Origin of the sequence: Kitasatospora sp. NPDC050463, assembly GCF_040655255.1 — a bacterium.
Lineage (GTDB): Bacteria > Actinomycetota > Actinomycetes > Streptomycetales > Streptomycetaceae > Kitasatospora.
Map to the genome: position 1 here is coordinate 16,499 of NZ_JBFAJO010000020.1, position 16,372 is coordinate 32,870.

Sequence of the window (16,372 nt, forward strand, 5' to 3'; positions counted from 1 at the left end):
GACGGCGCCGGAACCACTGGGCGACGGGTCGGAAAAGGGTGCCGGGGCCGGGTCGGCGAGCGGGCACAATGGCGTAGTGATGGTCGGCCCCCGGTCGTGGGGTGCCGGGGGCGTGTGGATTGGAGGCCCGGGTGAGCGATCTTCCGCGCAAGGCAATGACCCGCACGGCACGGCTCGCCGCCCTGCCGTTGGGGATGGCCGGCCGGGCCACCCTCGGGCTGGGGAGGCGGATCGGCGGGCGATCGGCCGAGGTGGTGACGGCCGAGCTGCAACAGGCCACGGCCGACCAGCTCTTCAAGGTCCTGGGCGAGCTCAAGGGCGGGGCGATGAAGTTCGGGCAGGTGCTGTCCGTCTTCGAGGCCGCGCTGCCCGAAGAGGTCGCCGGGCCCTACCGGGCGGCCCTGACCAAGCTGCAGGACGCCGCTCCGCCGATGCCCGCCGGCACGGTCCACACCGCGCTCACCCAGCGGCTCGGCGAGGGGTGGCGGGAGCTGTTCCGGGAGTTCGACGACCGGCCGGCCGCCGCCGCCTCGATCGGCCAGGTGCACCGGGCCGTCTGGCACGACGGCCGCGAGGTGGCCGTCAAGGTCCAGTACCCGGGCGCGGGTGACGCACTGCTGGCGGACCTCTCACAGCTGAGCCGGGTGGCCTGGCTGCTCGGCCCGCTCATCCCCGGTCTCGACATCAAGCCGCTGATCACCGAGCTGCGCGAGCGGGTCGCGGAGGAGCTGGACTACGAGCTGGAGGCACAGGCCCAGCGCCGGCACGCCGAGGAGTTCGCGGACGACCCGGACATCCGGGTGCCCGGCGTGGTCGCGCAGGCCGACCAGGTGCTGATCACCGAGTGGATGGGCGGCACCCCGCTGGCCGAGGTGATCACGGGCGGCACCCAGGAGGAGCGCGACCGGGCCGGACACCTGCTGGCCCGGTTCCTGTTCGCCGGCCCGTCCCGGACCGGTCTGCTGCACGCCGACCCGCACCCGGGCAACTTCCGACTGCTGAAGGACGACGGTCCGGTCGCCGGCTGGCGGCTCGGGGTCCTGGACTTCGGCACCGTCGACCGGCTGCCGGGCGGGCTGCCCGCACCGATCGGGGCCTCGCTGCGGATGGCCCTGGCCGGCGACGCGGCGGGCGTGCTGGACATGCTGCGCGAGGAGGGCTTCGTCAAGCCCTCGATCGAGCTGGACCCGGACGCGGTGCTGGACTACCTGGTGCCGATCATCGAGCCGGCCGCGGTGGACACCTTCCACTTCACCCGGGCCTGGATGCGTGCCCAGGCCGCGCGGATCGCCGATCCGCGCTCGCCCGCCTACAACCTGGGCAAGCAGCTCAACCTGCCCCCGGCGTACCTGCTGATCCACCGGGTCACGCTGAGCACCATCGGCGTGCTCTGCCAGCTGGGCGCCAACGCCCCGTTCCGGGCGGAGATGCAGCGGTGGCTCCCGGAGTTCGAGGAGCGTCCCGCCGCCGGGCCGAGGAAGCGCGCGGCCGCGAAGAAGCTCTGACGGGCCCCCACAGCAACGGCCGCAGGCCGCTCCCCGGGACGGGGGGCGGCCTGCGGCACGACGGGGGTGTGATCCGGCCCGGCGCGCTTACATCAGCGCGACGGCGAGGGCCTTGCGGGCCCGCAGCGAGGCCCGTTCGGCCCTCAGCTTGAGCCGGCGGGCCCGGACGACCCGGGTGACGAGCCGTTCGTGCTCGGCCTCCTGCAAGCGGTCTTGCATATGGGCACGGGCCAGGGATTCGTGGAGGAGTTGCATCTCAAGGGTCCTGTTCTGGATCTGAAGTTCAGTGGTCTGCTCGGCGCGGACGGTCGGATCAATGGCGGCGGCGGTCATGTCGTGGTCCTGCTCGTGGTGCGACGTAGGGAAGTTGACGGTGCGGGCTGCGTCAGCCTTGGCGGCGGCGATCCGCACGGAGCGGCGAAGGGCACTGTCCAGCGGGGGCTGCTCTCCCCGGCGGACGGCCTTGGCTCCGAGCGCGGGGTTCACGCTGCGACCTCGGTCTTGCGCGGACGGCCACGCGGCCGCTTGCGGGCCACGACGACGCCCTGGACGAAGAGCTCGCCACCCCAGACGCCCCACGGCTCGCGCCGCTCCAGCGCACCGGTCAGACAGGCGTCCTTGACCGGGCAGGTGCCGCAGAGGGACTTCGCGTACTCGACGTCGGCGGGCGTCTCGGCGAAGAAGACCTCCGGGTCGAAGGCGCGGCACGGGATGGGGAGACCGAGCGCCTCGGCCTGGTCGATGGTGGTGATCTGCATCAGGGAAACCTCCGGAGGGTCGGCCTGGTCGGCCGGGGTGATCTGGCTTGTCTGCGGTACGGACGGGATGGGCGGCGTGATGACCGTGGACACTGTGGGCGTCTTCCTCGTCTTTTCAGTGGGTCCGGCTCAGCTGACTGGTGGGGCTGGGCCGGAGGCCCCGGGGGGCCTGGGTGGTCTTGCGTACCGGACAAAACAGAAGGGCCGCGGATCCCGGTGTGACGGGTTCCGCGGCCCTGGAGGTGCCGACCTGAGACTTCCTCAGGTTCGTTCTCTCCAGGGTTCAGGCCCGCGGAAGGCCCGCATCCGGATGGCCGTGGCGCCGGTGAAGGCGGCCATGGCCTGCTTGTTGATCTGCTGCTCGTTCTGCTTCTGGGCGTTTCCGGCACCGATGACCTGCGCATAGCCGCCATGCAGGGCGGCGGCTACGGCTGCCTTCGGTGCCTGGGTCGGTCGCTCGTCACGCAGGGAACGCGACGTGCTCACGGACGCCCAGCCACGGGACAGACCGGTCTCGACAGAGGTGCCGTCAATACCGCCCGCGATATCCGCGCCGCAGAGGCCAGTGTGTCCAAGACCACTGACAACGGGAGCGACGGAGACGGCGGAAGCGACGGAGGCACCCGTGGCTTCGAGACCCAGACCGGTTCCACCCAGCTCGGCGAGAGCCCGCAGGCGGGCGGCACGCAGGGAGGTAGCGACGACGGTCTGGCCAGTCAGTTTGGTGATCATGATGGTTTCCACTGTCTTCGCCTCCTCTCGGCGTCTCGCGGAGCCTGGTCTCCCGGGCTCCGAACTGTTCGGATGTCTGTCTAGGCGGTGCAGGTGATGCGTGGTGCGGATGAAGCTGATGTGGCAGAGAAGCTGTCGGGCACCGGAGGACATGGCACAGGCGTCACCCCGTGCGTTCGCGTCCCCTTGACCGCTCCGGCAGGCTATTGCGCTCCCGGTACGGCGCGCAAACTATTTTTCCGGCGAGTTTCCCGACGGGTTCCGAACTGCCCCGGGGTATCGGCTCCGACCGCCCCGGAGAAGACCCCGGACCGGCTCAGGCGGGTTCGCCCGGATCGCCGTCCTCGACGTCGACCGGATCCTCCGCGAGCTCCTCCCCTGCACACAACGAGAGCACGGCGGCCCCGTACTTGTCCAGCTTCATCGCACCGACCCCCGAGATCACCGCCAGCTCCTGCGTGGTCCCCGGGACGTCCTCGGCGATCGCCATCAGCGTCGCGTCGGTGAACACGACGTAGGCCGGGGCGCCCTGCTTCTTCGCCTGCCCGGCGCGCCAGTCGCGCAGCCGCTCGTACAGCGCCTCGTCCATCGTGGAGGGGCAGCTCTCGCAGCGGCGCAGCTTGCGCTCGACCGCCTCGGTGAGCACCCGCTCGCAGACCCGGCAGCGGACCGGACCGCGCGCCCGGCGCCCGGCGGAGCGCTCGCCGGGCTCGACGCCACCGCGCCCGCCCCGACCCCCGGCGCGCGCGCCCGGCGCGCCGGAGTTGGGCCGCAGTCCGTCCAGGAAGCGGGTCGGTTTGCGGCTCGCCCGGCCCCCCGGGGAGCGGGAGAGCGACCAGGAGAGCGAGAGGTGCCTGCGGGCCCGGGTGACGCCGACGTAGAGCAGCCGGCGCTCCTCCTCGACCTGCTCGTCCGTCTTGGCGTAGATGATCGGCATGGTGCCCTCGGTGAGGCCGACCAGGAAGACGGCGTCCCACTCCAGGCCCTTGGCGGCGTGCAGCGAGGCCAGCGTGACCCCCTCGACGGCGGGCGCGTGCTGGGCCGCGGCCCGGCCGTCCAGCTCGGCGACGTACGCGGCCAGGTCGGTCGGCTCGCCGGCCGCCGTGCGGGTGCGCTCGAAGTCCTCGGCGAGCCGGACCAGCGCGGCCAGCGACTCCCAGCGCTCGCGCACCGCGCCGGAGCCGGCCGGCGGCTCGGCGGTGAAGCCCCGGGTCGCGAGCACCGCGCGCACCTGCGCGGCGAGGCCGGGGGTGCCGTCGGTGAGCGGGTCCGAGGCGGCCCGGGCGGCGCCGCGCAGCAGCACGCCGGCGTCCCGGACCTCGGGCCGCTCGAAGAACCGCTCGGCGCCCTTGAGCTGGTAGGAGACGCCGACGTCGGCGAGCGCCTGCTCGTAGACCTCGGACTGGCCGTTGGTGCGGAACAGCACCGCGACCTCGCTGGCCCGCACGCCGGCCGCCAGCAGCTCCTTGATCCGGCGGGCGGTGGTCTCGGCCTCGGTCGGCTCGTCCTCGTACTCGGTGTAGACGGGCTCGGGGCCCGCCTCGCGCTGCGAGATCAGCTCCAGCCGGTGCCGGGCGGCCTCGCCGCGGGCCTGGGCGAGCAGGCCGTTGGCGAGGTGGACGACCTGCGGGGTGGAGCGGTAGTCGCGGACCAGCTTGACCACCGTCGCCCCGGGGTGGCGGGTGCGGAAGTTCAGCAGGTAGTCGGGGGTGGCGCCGGTGAACGAGTAGATGGTCTGGCTGGCGTCGCCGACCACGCAGAGGCTGCCGGCGGCGGGGCCGGTCCACTGGTCGAGCAGCCGCTGCTGGAGCGGGGAGACGTCCTGGTACTCGTCGACGGTGAAGTGCCGGTACTGGGCGCGGACCTGGTCGGCGATGTCCGGGCGGTCCTCCAGGATCGCGGCGGTCAGCAGCAGGACGTCCTCGAAGTCGATGACGCCGCGGCGGCTCTTGGTCTCCTCGTAGACCCGGTAGACCTGGGCGGTCTCGGCCGGGTCGCGCGGGGCCTCGCGGCCCGACTTCTGCACCGCGGCCGGGTAGTCGTCGGGGCCGATCTGGGAGACCTTGGCCCACTCGATCTCGGCGGTGAGGTCGCGCAGCTCGGTGCGCTGGACCCGCAGCCCGCAGCGCGCGGCGGACTCGGCGACCAGCTGGACCTTGCGCTCCACCAGCTGTGGCACCGGACCGCCCACGGCGCGCGGCCAGAAGTAGTGGAGCTGGCGCAGCGCGGCGGCGTGGAAGGTGCGGGCCTGGACGCCCTCGGCGCCGAGCTGGCGCAGCCGGCCGCGCATCTCGCCCGCCGCGCGGGCGGTGAAGGTGACGGCGAGGACCTGCGCGGGCTGGTAGACGCCGCTGCGCACGCCGTAGGCGATCCGGTGGGTGATGGCGCGCGTCTTACCGGTGCCGGCGCCGGCGAGCACACAGACGGGCCCCTGCAGGGCGGTGGCGACGGCCCGCTGCTCCGGGTCGAGCCCGGCGAGCACCGCGTCGGGGCCGGACGCGGCGCGGTAGTCGTCGAACGGGCTGCCGCTCAAGAGGTCTTCCTGCATGCGTTCCATCCTCTCAGCCCGGTGGGACAACCGGGGGCGGGCTTGTCCACAGGCCCGGTGCGATCGCAGGATGAACGGTGCGCACTCGGGCGTGCGAGGTCGATCTCACGCCGGGCGCACGCGGAATGACCGATGCGTGACGGACGTTCCTCCCTCAGACCGCACGCCCACTTCCCGAAGGAGCCCCTCGATGTCCGGCAGCGTGACGATGTACAGCACGACCTGGTGTGGGTACTGCAACCGACTCAAGAGCCAGCTGACCCGTGAAGGCATCGGCTACACCGAGATCAACATCGAGGAGGACCCGAACTCGGCGTCCTTCGTCGAGTCCGTGAACGACGGCAACCAGATCGTGCCGACCGTCCTGGTGACGCCGGAGCGCGGCGGCGAGCAGATCGTGATGACCAACCCGAGCCTGATGCAGGTCAAGAAGGCCCTGGCGGCCTGACCCGCGGTACGCCGGCGCGGTCCGGGCCGGCGCGCCCCTCAGGGGGCGTCGGCCCGGGCCGGGTCGACCGGCGCGGCGGGGGCGGGCAGCAGGGCCCGCGCGGCGAGCTCGCCGACGCTGTAGACGAGCCGGCTGCGGTCGGCGGAGTACCGGGTCTCGATGACCCGGACGGGACCGCGCCGGTCGTACGTCACCCGGGTCTGGACCATCAGCGGCACCCCGGGGCCGCCCTGGAACCACTGCGCCTCCTCGGGGCCGGGCATCCGGGCCACCAGGTGGTCCACGGCGCCGATCTCGGTGCGGCCGAGCAGCGCGAGCACCGCCTCGTCGCCGCCGTCGATCTGGTCGGGCTCCATCAGCGGGGTGCCCGCCGCGAGGCCGGCCCGGTAGTGGCTCTCCTCGATCGAGTACGGCTCCCGGTCCAGCAGCCGCAGCTGGCGGCGGACCACGATGGCCTCCCCGGGCCGCAGTCCGAGCCGTTCGGCGATGTCGCCCCGGGCCCGGACGATCATCATCTCGAAGTCGACGGTGAGCTCCCGGCCGGCGTCGGCGGCCTCGCCGAGGTAGACGGCGGTGGGCACCGCCAGGCAGTCCCGCGGCGCGGGCGCCGCCGGGGTCGGACCGTAGGCGCGGTGGTCCAGGACGGGGTGTTCCCGGAGGTAGGTGCCCTTGCCCTGGAGGCGGACCAGCCGGCCCTCGTTGACCAGGACGTCGACGGCCAGCCGGACGGTGTTGCGCGCGACCCCGTACTGGCGCTCCAGTTCGCTCTCGACCGGGAGCGCGGCCTGGGCGGTGAACTCGCCCTCGGCGATCCGGCGGCGCAGATCGGCGGCGAGGCGCTGGTATTTGGGGGATTGGGTGGTGCCCCGTGGGATTGTCACCCGAGTGAATGTAGCGAGAGGGGTGACCCGGTTTCAGGCGATTCCGACAATGTCGCCCCGGATCGGCGACGGCGGGCCCGGAGCGGGCGCCGGACCCGAGCCGGAAGCGGCGGGAAGGGGCCCCTCCGGATACGAACATCAGCGCGTCCGACCAGCGGGGAAATCGGCTCCGGTCACCCGTTCGGCCGCTTCAGGCGGGCAGCCGGCCAGAGCGGCGGAGGGCACGAAACGAAATTGGGGGCGCACGGCAATAAGCCGCACGCCCCCCATTGTCGGAATTACCAGCGCGCCGCCGAGGGCAGCGGCTCTCCGTACCAGAGTTCGACCAGGTGACGGGCGATCGAAATCCCGGACGGCGGCAGGATCTCGCCCGCCGCCATTCCGGCCCGCAGCTCCTCCCGGGAGAACCAGCGCGCCTCGGCCAGCTCCTCGCCGTCCACGGTGATCGTCGTCCCGTCCGGATCGGCCTTGCCCATGAAGCCCAGCATCAGGCTGGACGGGAACGGCCACGGCTGGCTGGCCACGTAGCCGACCTCGGCGACCCGGACCCCGGCCTCCTCGAAGACCTCGCGGACCACCGCCTGCTCGATCGACTCCCCCGGCTCGACGAAACCGGCCAGGGTCGACCAGCGGCCCTCCGGCCAGAGCGCCTGCCGGCCGAGCAGGCAGCGGTCCTGCTCGTCGGTGATCATCATGATCACCGCCGGGTCGGTGCGCGGGTAGTGCTCGGCCGCGCAGGAGGTGCAGCGCCGGACATGGCCGGCACCGGCCTTCTCGGTCGGGTGCCCGCAGCGCGAGCAGAAGCTGTGCAGCCGGTGCCAGTGCTCCAGCGCGACGGCGTGCACCAGCAGCCCGGCGTCCCGGTCGGAGAGCATCGCCCCGACCTCACGCAGCCCGGCCGGGCGGGCGTCGCCGTCGAGGCGCCCCGGCAGGCTCTCACCGGCCATCGCGAAGTACGACACCCCGTCCTCGTCGGTGCCGAGGAAGTAGCGGTCGCCGGTCTGCGGCGCCTCGAACGAGGGCAGCAGGACCAGTTCGGTGCCCTGTCCGGTGTCCACCACGAACACCTCGCCGCCGGCGATCGGCAGCACCTTGGTGGTCGGGTGGCTCCAGGCGGCCGCCAGCCAGGGCTCGTCGAACCGGTGCTGGGCCGCCCGGTCCACCCCGGCCCGGGCCAGTGCCAGGTGCAGCGGGCGTTCGGTCTCAGGCACGGTGCTCACTTCGTTCCATCCCCACGTGATGAATCATCCGGATGAGTGGTCTGTCTGCCAGGACGGGCCGCGGGAGGCGCCCCGCGGCCCTCACGCTGCCCCGCCGCCCGGCCGCCAGTTCTCGGCCAGGTCGGCCCAGAGGTAGGCGGTCGTCTCCACGCCCTTGGCCAGCAGGTCGAGTTCGACCTTCTCGTCGACCGAGTGCCAGCCGTCCGAGGGCACCGAGACGCCGAGGAAGAGCACCGGCGCGCCGAGCACGTCCTGGAGCTCGGCGGCCGGACCGGAGCCACCCTCCCGGGTGAAGAGGATCCGCTGCCCGAACGCCCGCTCCATCGCCCGGACGGTGGACCGCAGCGCCGGGTGGTCCAGCGGGGTCAGGCACGGCCGGGTGGCGCCGGGGAACTCCAGCTCGTACCGGATGCCCTCGGGCACCCGCGCCGCCACCCAGGACCGGACGGCCTGCTGGACCCGCTCCACCTCCTGACCGGCCACCAGCCGGAAGGAGAGCTTGAGGTGCGCCGAGGACGGCACGATGGTCTTGCCGCCGGGGCCGGTGTAACCGCCCCAGATGCCGTTCACCTCGGCGGTCGGCCGGGCCCAGACCCGCTCCAGGGTCGAGTAGCCAGCCTCGCCGAGGGTGCCGTGGGACTTGGCGACCTTCAGCCACTGCCCCTCGTCGAAGGGCAGCTCGGCGAAGAGCTCGCGCTCGCGCGCGGTCAGCTCGATCACGCCGTCGTAGAAGCCCGGGACGGCCACCCGGCGGTCCTCGTCGTGCAGCGCGGCGGCCAGCTCGGCCGCCACCGCCGCCGGGTTGGGGACGGCGCCGCCGAAGGAACCGGAGTGGATGTCGCTGTCCGGGCCGTGGAGGTCGATCTGGGCGTCGGCCAGCCCCCGCATGCCGGTACAGACCGTCGGCGTGGTCTCGGACCACATCCCGGTGTCCGAGATGATCACCACATCGGCGGCCAGCCGCTCGGCCTCGCGGCGGACCAGGGCGGGGAAGTGCGGCGAGCCGGACTCCTCCTCCCCCTCGATCAGCAGCTTGAGGTTGACGGCCGGCGCGGTCCGCCCGGTGGCGGCCAGGTGGGCGCGGACCCCGAGCGTGTGGAAGAACACCTGCCCCTTGTCGTCGGCGGCCCCGCGCGCGAACAGCTGCCGGCCGACCACGGTCGGCTCGAAGGGCTCCGTCGCCCAGCCGTCCTCCTTGGCTGCCGGCTGCACGTCGTGGTGGCCGTAGACCAGCACGGTCGGCGCGGACGAGTCCCCGGACGGCCACTCGGCGAACACCGCCGGCAGGCCGTCCGTCTCCCAGACCTCCACCGCCGGGAACCCGGTCTCGCGCAGCTTCGCGGCCAGCCACTCGGCGGAGCGCCGGACGTCGCCGGCCCGCTCGGGGTCGGCGGAGACCGAGGGGATGCCGAGCCAGTCGGAGAGATCGGCCAGGAACGCGGCCTGGTGCCGGTCGATGAAGGAGCGGACGACGCTGTCCGGGGTTCTCGTCATACGGACGACTTTAGTTCGCCCGTGTGGGTGCCCGCCCCGGCCGTCCGGCCCCCGGGCGCCGGAGGGCCTGTAACGTCCGTCACCCCCGGCCGCACGGGGGCGACGGCCGGGGGTGACGGGGACACGGGGAGCGCGCTGTCAGCCGGAGCGGCGCAGCAGCGAGATCCGCGAGCGGGTGAGCAGCGTGGCCAGCGCCACCGCGAGCAGCGGCAGGACGACCACGGTGACGCCGACGTTGAGCCACGGGAAGACCACGACGCTGCGGTCGGCCGCCTCCTCCGGGGACATGCCCGGGTAGGAGACCGCCACGCCTTCCACCTTGCGCAGGGCCACCGCCGGCACCACCCCGGCGACGACGCCGAGCAGCGTGCCCATCGCGGCGATCACCCCGCACTGGAAGCCGGAGAGGCTGCGGCGGATCCGCGGTGCGGCGCCGACCGCCGCGAGGGTGGTCAGGTCGCGCTGCGAGTCGGCGGCGGCGAGGCCGGTGGCGATGCCGGCGGCGCCGAGCGCGACCAGGGCGGCGAAGGCGGTCAGGCCGAGGCTGACCAGGTCGTGGTCGGACTGGAAGCCGCGCTCGACACTGAACCGGGTGCCGTCGGCGAGCTTCTCGATCGCACCCGCCGCCTTCTGCTCCGCGCCGTCGGACGGCGCCCGGGCGGGCAGCCAGACCGAGCCGGCGTCGCTCGTGCCCAGCCCGAGCCGGTGGACGGCGTCCGGGCTCATCACCACCTGACCGGCGGTCGGGGTCACCGTCCCGGCCAGCACGGCGTCGACGGTGATCTCCCGGCTGGGCGCCTCGTGAACCGGCCCCGACTGCGAGCTCTCCTGGGCCTGCGGCTCGGTCACGCTCACGATGAGCTTGCCGTCCTTGATGTACCGGGGGTCGAACACGACGGCCTTGCCCGCGGCCAGCGCCTGGGCGGCCGACGAGTCGGTCACGCCGAACAGGTTGTGCAGCAGGGTCGCGTCCCCCGCGGTCACGGCGCTGAACGGGTTGACCCAGTAGGAGCCGTTGTCCTTGCAGCGCGCGTCCTCCTTGCGGAGCCGGACGGACTCCGCGTAGGGGATGGAGTCGCTGTCCTTCTCGAACAGCGGGCAGCGCCGTTCCAGCGGCATCTTGGTGCCGACGTAGCCGCAGTTGCCGTGCATCGGCTCGCAGTCGCCCTGGAGGCCGACCCTCTGCACGTCGGCACGGGGGCCCAGGTCGGGGACGTTGGTCTCGACGGCGGCGCGCAGCTGGGGCAGCAGCTTGCCGTCGGCGGCCGCTCCCCAGCCGCTGCTCAGCGTGACCGCGTTGGCCGGGGCGGCCGCGACGTACTCCCGCCGGCTCTGCTCGTCGCTGCTGGCGGTGTAGATGCCGACGGCGACGGAGCCGGCGACGGCGGCCATCACCGCGGCGACGGCGGGGGCGGTGCGCCCGCGGTGGCGGACCGAGTCACGCAGCGCGAGGCGCGGGCCGAGCGGCAACCAGCGGCCGATCCGGCCGAACAGGCCGACCAGGTAGGGCGTCAGGGCGACCATGCCGAGTTCGGCGATCATCGAACCGCCGAGCACGGCCGTGCTTCGGTTGCCGAAGCCGCTGGTCGCGCCGAGCAGCGCGAGCGCGGCGCCGCCGGCCAGCATCAGCAGGCCGAGCAGGGCGAGCTTGCGGCTCGGCGGCTTGAGCGAGTCGCGGCCGGTGAGTGCGGCGACGACATCCTGCCGGGAGGCCTGGACGGCCGGGACGACGGCCGCGAGCAGGCCGGTGACCAGGCCGATGGCGAGGACGCCGAGCAGGTCGACCGGCTGGAGGTCGAAGTGGCCGAAGCGCTCGCCGGCGTAGTTCTCGGCCCGGGTGCGCAGCAGCGCGACCAGGCCGACGCCCAGGGCCAGGCCGAGGGCCGCGCCGGTCACGCCGAGGACGACGCCGCCGCCGAGGACGACCGCGCGGACGTCGGCCCGGTTACCGCCGCCGGCGGCGAGCAGTCCGAGCTGGCGCCGGGACCGCCGGGCCCCGACGGCGAAGGCGGGGCCCGCGAGCAGCACGATCTCCAGCAGCGCCATGCCCATGACGGTGGCGAGGATGACGATCGAGGTCCGGTCGAGGTACCGGGTGCTCTCGCCGTCGTGGCTCTTCTGGGCGTAGAGCGGCACCTCGGAGCGGGCCGGCGGGTCGAGCAGGACGCTGCGGGAGGCGACGGTGAAGCCGTACTTGTTGAGCTCCATCACCTTGGGCCAGTCGATCACGGCCCCGGCGGGGAGCTTGACCAGCCAACGGGTGGTCTCCCCCACCTCGGAGCGACCCATGCCCCGGTCGGCGCCGGGCAGCTTCATCAGCTGGTCGACCAGCCCGCCGGGGCGGGCGATCAGCCCGGTGGACCGCAGGTCGCCGGGGTACTCGGCGACGGCGGTGATGGTGAAGGGGGTGGCCTCCAGGCCACGCGGCGAGGTGCGGTCGCCGACCTTGAGGCCGGAGCGGTCGAGGAAGTCCCGGGTGGCGGCGACCTCGTGGGCGGCGCTCGGGGCGCGGCCCTCGACCACGTCGATCCGGCCCTTCCAGACCGGGTCGCCGAGGTCGGCCTCGACGGTCTGCACGCTGAGCAGGCCCTCGGCGGTGCTGGTGGGGGTGTACGGGCCCTGGCGCAGCGGGACGAGCGTGGCGCCGGCCGGGAGCAGCTGCGTGACGAGGTCGGCGGGCGCGGTGTCGAGGCTGCGGCGCTGCTCGGGCGTCTGCTGGGGCTGTCCGTTCGCCGGCTTGGCGTCGTCGGCGCTCTTGAGGTCGATGGACTCGTCGGGGTCCGGTGCCTGGAGGACGATCGAGCCGCGTTCGAGGAGGTGGACCTCGGCGTCGGCCTGGCCCATGGTGCGGACGATCCGCTCGCCGGGGTCGAGTTCGGCGCTGCGGAAGACCACGTCGGCGCCGGTGACGCCCAGGACGGGCAGCGCGACCATGGCGACGACGAGGGCGCTGCGGCCCTTGGCACGCAGGGCGTCTCGGCGGGCGATCCGCAGAGCGACCCGCCAGGCGCTGAGCCTCACTCCGCCACCGGGCCCTTCGCGTTGCTGGCCGCGGAGACCAGCAGGCTGCCGGCGTCCTGGCTGATGCTCTCGTCGACCATGCGGCCGTCCCGGAGGAAGACCACGCGGTCGGCCCAGGCGGCGTGCCGGGGTTCGTGGGTGACCATCATCGCGGCGGCGCCGGCGTCGCAGCGGGCGCGCAGGACGGCGAGGACGGATTCACCGGTGGTGGAGTCGAGGGCGCCGGTGGGCTCGTCGGCGAGGACGAGGCGGCGGTCGCCGATCAGCGCGCGGGCGATGGCGACGCGCTGCTGCTGGCCGCCGGACATGTCGTCGGGGAAGCGGTCGGCGAGCTCGGGGATGCCGAGCTCCTCCAGCGCGGCCAGCGCCTCGCGGCGGGCGGCGCGGCCGGAGAGGCCGTCGAGTTCGCGCGGCAGCGAGATGTTCTCGGCGGCGGTGAGGGCCGGTATCAGGTTGTAGTCCTGGAACACGTAGCCGACCGAACGCCGGCGGACCTCGGCGAGCTTCTTGCGGCTGAGGCCGCCCAGCGCGACGCCCTCGACCAGCACCCGGCCGTCGCTGGGGGTGTCCAGGCCGCCGGCGAGGGTCAGCAGGGTCGACTTTCCGGAGCCGGAGGGGCCCATCACGGCGACGAACTCGCCGGGGTGCACCTTGAGGTCCACCCCGCGCAGGGCCTGCACCTCGGCCGCTCCCTGGCCGTGCACCCGGGTGACGTTGTCCAGGTGCAGCACCGGTTCGGTGCCGCGCCTGCTCGGATCGGTGTGGGACACGCTTCCCCCTGCTGTTCTGGGCCCGGGGTCGCGGTCGGCGGCCGGGCCGTGGTTCGTGAGGTCGTACGGAGTTCAGGCCTTGGTGCGGCGCCGCCCGGGCCGCTCGGCCACGGGCTCGGACCGGTGGGCCTCGGCGGCCCGGGCCTGTTCGATCTCGGCGTGCTTGGCGAGCCGGGTCTCGCAGTGGTCGAGCCAGCGGATCTCGGCCTCGGTCTGGAAGATCAGCTGTTCGAGGACGAGCAGCCAGGCGAGGTCGGCGCCGGGGCCGGCCGACTGGCCGGAGCCGCCGGGGCGGGCCTCGCCGGTCAGGGCGCGGGCCTTGAGCCGGGTGTAGTCCTGGAGCGCCTTCACGCTGTGGCGGCGCTGCCCCTGGACGACCGCGGGTACGTCCACCCCGGGGACGGTGACCGCCATGGCCAGCTTGATCGCCAGCTCGTCGCGGGGCGGATTGGTCCGGGGCACCGGGGTGTCGAACCAGGCCCGCAGTTCGGTCCGGCCGGCCTCGGTGGCGGCGTAGAACTGGTGGCCCTCGTCGTCCTCCCCCGCGGGTTCGACCAGGCCGTCACGCTCCAGGCGGGACAGGGTGGTGTAGACCTGGCCGACGTTGAGCGGCCAGGTGGCGCCGGTGCGTGCCTCGAACTCGGTGCGCAGCTGGTAGCCGTAGCGCGGGCCCTGGTCGAGCAGGGCGAGCAGACCGTGACGGATGGACATACCGAGTATGTATACCCGGTATGCCCGGCAGGCTCAAGCCGCGCCCCTCCCCCGACGAGCGGGTACCGTCGTGCGGTGTGAGCCAGTTGCGCATCGCCACCTTCAATCTGTTGCACGGTCAGCCACTCGCCCCGGACGGCGCTCCGCGGCCCTACCCCGCCGACGCCGGCGAGCCCCTGGCGGCGGCGGTGGACGCGCTGGACGCCGACGTGCTCGCGATCCAGGAGGTGGACCGCTACCAGGCCCGCTCCGGCGGCACCGACCAGGCGGCCGTCGCCGCCAAGGCGATGGGCGCCGCGGACTGGCGGTTCGCCGCCGCGCTGCACGGACGCCCCGCGCCGGTGGCCGGCTGGGTGCCGGAGCCCTCGGTGCCCGCCGGACTCCAGGTGTACGGGCCGAACGAGGTCGGCGACGACGCACCGCCCTCCTACGGCACCGCGCTGCTGACCCGGCTGCCGGTGCTGCACTGGCGGGCCCGCAGGTTCGCCCCGGCGCCGTTCGGACTGCCGCTGCGGGTGGCCGGGCGGCGCGGGCTCACGCCCGTCCCGGACGAGCCGCGGGCAGCGCTGGCGGCCGTACTGGAGGGCGAGCGCGGGCCGTTCACCGTCGTGGCGGCGCACCTGTCGTTCGTGCCGGGCTGGAACATGGCGCAGTTGGCGGGGATCCGGCGCTGGATCGCCGACCTGCCACAGCCGTACCTGGTCCTGGGGGACTTCAACCTGATCGGCGCGGTGCCCCGGACAGTGCTGGGCGGGGCCACCGCGCTGGATCGGACCGCACCCCGGGCCCGGGTGCGCGAACTGCGGGCGGCCCGGCGGGCCCGGCCGGCGCTGATCGAGCCGCGCCGGCGGCGGGTGCGGGAGCCCCGGGCGCGGCTCCAGGGCTGGTACGACCTGGCTCGCACGCCCACCTACCCCTCGCACCGGCCGGCCGTGCAGTTCGACCACGTGCTGGCGATGGGCGTGCCGCGCGGTGCCGTCGGCCCGGCGGCCGCCCCGCGGACGGGGGTGTCCGACCACCGCCCGCTGGTGGTGGCGGTCACGCTCTGACGGCGGTCGCGCCTCAGTGCCGGGTCAACGCGCCGTTCTGGTGCGGCAGCCGGGACGACGCGGGGTCGCGGGAGTCCCCCTGGCCGGCGGCCGGGGGCGGGTCGTACTGGAGCAGCAGCATCGCCGCGTCGTCGCCGAGCTGGCGGCCGACGTGGCGGACCACGTCCTCGTGCAGGCGCTGCAGGACGTCCGCCGGGCGGCCGTCCGCACAGTGCGGCAGCCGCTCGGCGAGCGGGTAGAAGACCCCGGCCCGGTCGCGGGCCTCGATGACGCCGTCGGTGAAGAGCAGGACGCGGTCCCCCTGCCGCAGCGGGACCTCGTGCACGGGCGGCCGGACGTCGACCGGGTCGAGGACACCGAGCGGGGGCACCGTCTCGGCGAGCTCCAGCGGCCGGACCGGTTCGGCTCCCCGCAGCAGCAGCGGCGAGGGGTGGCCGCAGTTGACGATCTCGGCGATGCCGTCGGGCCGGACCCCGATCAGCACCAGGGTGACGAACTCCTCCTCCACACCGGGGTGGTCGTTCTCGTGCAGGGCCCGGTCGAGGCTGACGGCGAGCCAGCCGGCCACCCGGTCCAGCGCGGGCTCCTGGTGGGCGGCCTCGCGGAAGGCGCCGAGCACGGCGGCGGCGGTCTCCACCGCGCCGAGCCCCTTGCCCCGGACGTCGCCGACCACGGCCCGGACCCCGTGCCGGGTGTTGACCACCTCGTAGAGGTCGCCGCCGATCCTGGCGTGCGCGGCGGCGGCCTCGTAGTGGACGGCGGCCCGGACGGTGCCGACCCGTTCGGGAACGGGTCGCAGCAGCACCCGGCGGGCGATCGAGGCGACCAACTGGGCGTCGGCGAGCGCCTTCTCCTGGCGCAGCCGCAGGGTGGCGCTGACCCAGCCGATCGCGGCGACCAGCACGACGGCGAACACGGTGGCGCTGTGCACGGACTCGCCGAGCGAGCCGCTGTAGGCGGCCATCAGGAAGGCCACGGCCTCGGTGCAGAGGCCGATGGCGAGCGGGTACCAGGTGCGGCGGCTGACCACGGCGGCCAGCGCGGGGACGGCGGTGAGGGCCGGCTCGACCGTCACCTCGGTGTTGCTGACGTAGTCGAGGGCGACGACCAGCACCATGCCGATGAACGGCAGCGCGAGCGCCGTCCTCGGCCAGGTGCCGGTCGTGCCCGGAGCGGCCCCCGGGGTCGGCCCGGCGAACCGCTCTCTGATCCATCCGGTCGCGCTCAACTTCGGT

14 protein-coding genes are annotated in these 16,372 nt (G+C 74.0%); 3 read left to right on the forward strand and 11 right to left on the reverse strand.

The genetic code is table 11. From position 1 onward, the window contains the following. The first annotated feature begins 131 nt into the window (after positions 1 to 131). Entirely contained in the window at positions 132 to 1,505 is a 1,374-nt protein-coding gene (locus AB0J08_RS15210; RefSeq protein ID WP_360632801.1) for an AarF/ABC1/UbiB kinase family protein, read from the forward strand. An 87-nt stretch (positions 1,506 to 1,592) separates the two neighbouring features. Here AB0J08_RS15210 and AB0J08_RS15215 read toward each other — a convergent pair whose 3' ends face one another. The 4 genes from AB0J08_RS15215 to AB0J08_RS15230 form a co-directional block, all read right to left on the reverse strand. After that, positions 1,593 to 1,991, reverse strand: a complete 399-nt coding sequence (locus tag AB0J08_RS15215; RefSeq protein WP_360632804.1) for a hypothetical protein — start codon at positions 1,989 to 1,991, stop codon at positions 1,593 to 1,595. Beyond that, positions 1,988 to 2,305 (reverse strand): WhiB family transcriptional regulator, encoded by a 318-nt coding sequence (locus tag AB0J08_RS15220; protein WP_360633045.1) that lies wholly within the window; start codon positions 2,303 to 2,305, stop codon positions 1,988 to 1,990. Before AB0J08_RS15220 ends, AB0J08_RS15215 begins: the two co-directional genes overlap by 4 nt. A 219-nt stretch (positions 2,306 to 2,524) precedes the next feature. After that, the gene (locus AB0J08_RS15225) at positions 2,525 to 3,007 is read right to left on the reverse strand and encodes a hypothetical protein (RefSeq protein WP_360632807.1); all 483 of its coding nucleotides are present in this window, start codon (positions 3,005 to 3,007) and stop codon (positions 2,525 to 2,527) included. Positions 3,008 to 3,311: 304 nt separating this feature from the next. Further along, on the reverse strand, positions 3,312 to 5,543 hold the full coding sequence (locus AB0J08_RS15230) for an ATP-dependent DNA helicase UvrD2 (RefSeq protein ID WP_360632810.1): 2,232 nt from the start codon (positions 5,541 to 5,543) through the stop codon (positions 3,312 to 3,314). Positions 5,544 to 5,733: 190 nt separating this feature from the next. Between AB0J08_RS15230 and AB0J08_RS15235 the strand changes: the two genes are divergently transcribed. After that, positions 5,734 to 5,991, forward strand: a complete 258-nt coding sequence (locus tag AB0J08_RS15235; protein ID WP_360632813.1) for a mycoredoxin — start codon at positions 5,734 to 5,736, stop codon at positions 5,989 to 5,991. 38 nt (positions 5,992 to 6,029) lie between these two features. On the opposite strand, the gene AB0J08_RS15240 is transcribed toward AB0J08_RS15235, so the two are convergent. From AB0J08_RS15240 to AB0J08_RS15265, 6 genes are all read right to left on the reverse strand, one after another. Beyond that, a complete protein-coding gene (locus AB0J08_RS15240) occupies positions 6,030 to 6,872 on the reverse strand; it encodes a GntR family transcriptional regulator (RefSeq protein ID WP_360632816.1) in 843 nt (280 codons plus the stop codon). A 278-nt stretch (positions 6,873 to 7,150) separates the two neighbouring features. After that, entirely contained in the window at positions 7,151 to 8,092 is a 942-nt protein-coding gene (gene nudC / locus AB0J08_RS15245) for an NAD(+) diphosphatase (protein WP_360632819.1), read from the reverse strand. 81 nt (positions 8,093 to 8,173) lie between these two features. Then, on the reverse strand, positions 8,174 to 9,586 hold the full coding sequence (locus tag AB0J08_RS15250) for a dipeptidase (RefSeq protein ID WP_360632822.1): 1,413 nt from the start codon (positions 9,584 to 9,586) through the stop codon (positions 8,174 to 8,176). 138 nt (positions 9,587 to 9,724) lie between these two features. Then, on the reverse strand, positions 9,725 to 12,607 hold the full coding sequence (locus AB0J08_RS15255) for an FtsX-like permease family protein (RefSeq protein WP_360632825.1): 2,883 nt from the start codon (positions 12,605 to 12,607) through the stop codon (positions 9,725 to 9,727). Further along, complete coding sequence (locus AB0J08_RS15260) at positions 12,604 to 13,377, reverse strand: ABC transporter ATP-binding protein (RefSeq protein WP_360632828.1); 774 nt, start codon at positions 13,375 to 13,377, stop codon at positions 12,604 to 12,606. The genes AB0J08_RS15255 and AB0J08_RS15260 overlap by 4 nt, the downstream gene beginning before the upstream one ends. A gap of 72 nt (positions 13,378 to 13,449) precedes the next feature. Next, a complete protein-coding gene (locus AB0J08_RS15265) occupies positions 13,450 to 14,088 on the reverse strand; it encodes a PadR family transcriptional regulator (protein WP_360632831.1) in 639 nt (212 codons plus the stop codon). A gap of 77 nt (positions 14,089 to 14,165) precedes the next feature. On the opposite strand from AB0J08_RS15265, the gene AB0J08_RS15270 reads away from it, so the two are divergent. Then, positions 14,166 to 15,137, forward strand: a complete 972-nt coding sequence (locus AB0J08_RS15270; protein ID WP_360632834.1) for an endonuclease/exonuclease/phosphatase family protein — start codon at positions 14,166 to 14,168, stop codon at positions 15,135 to 15,137. A gap of 13 nt (positions 15,138 to 15,150) precedes the next feature. Here AB0J08_RS15270 and AB0J08_RS15275 read toward each other — a convergent pair whose 3' ends face one another. Beyond that, on the reverse strand, positions 15,151 to 16,365 hold the full coding sequence (locus AB0J08_RS15275; RefSeq protein ID WP_360632838.1) for a PP2C family protein-serine/threonine phosphatase: 1,215 nt from the start codon (positions 16,363 to 16,365) through the stop codon (positions 15,151 to 15,153). Positions 16,366 to 16,372 lie beyond the last annotated feature (7 nt).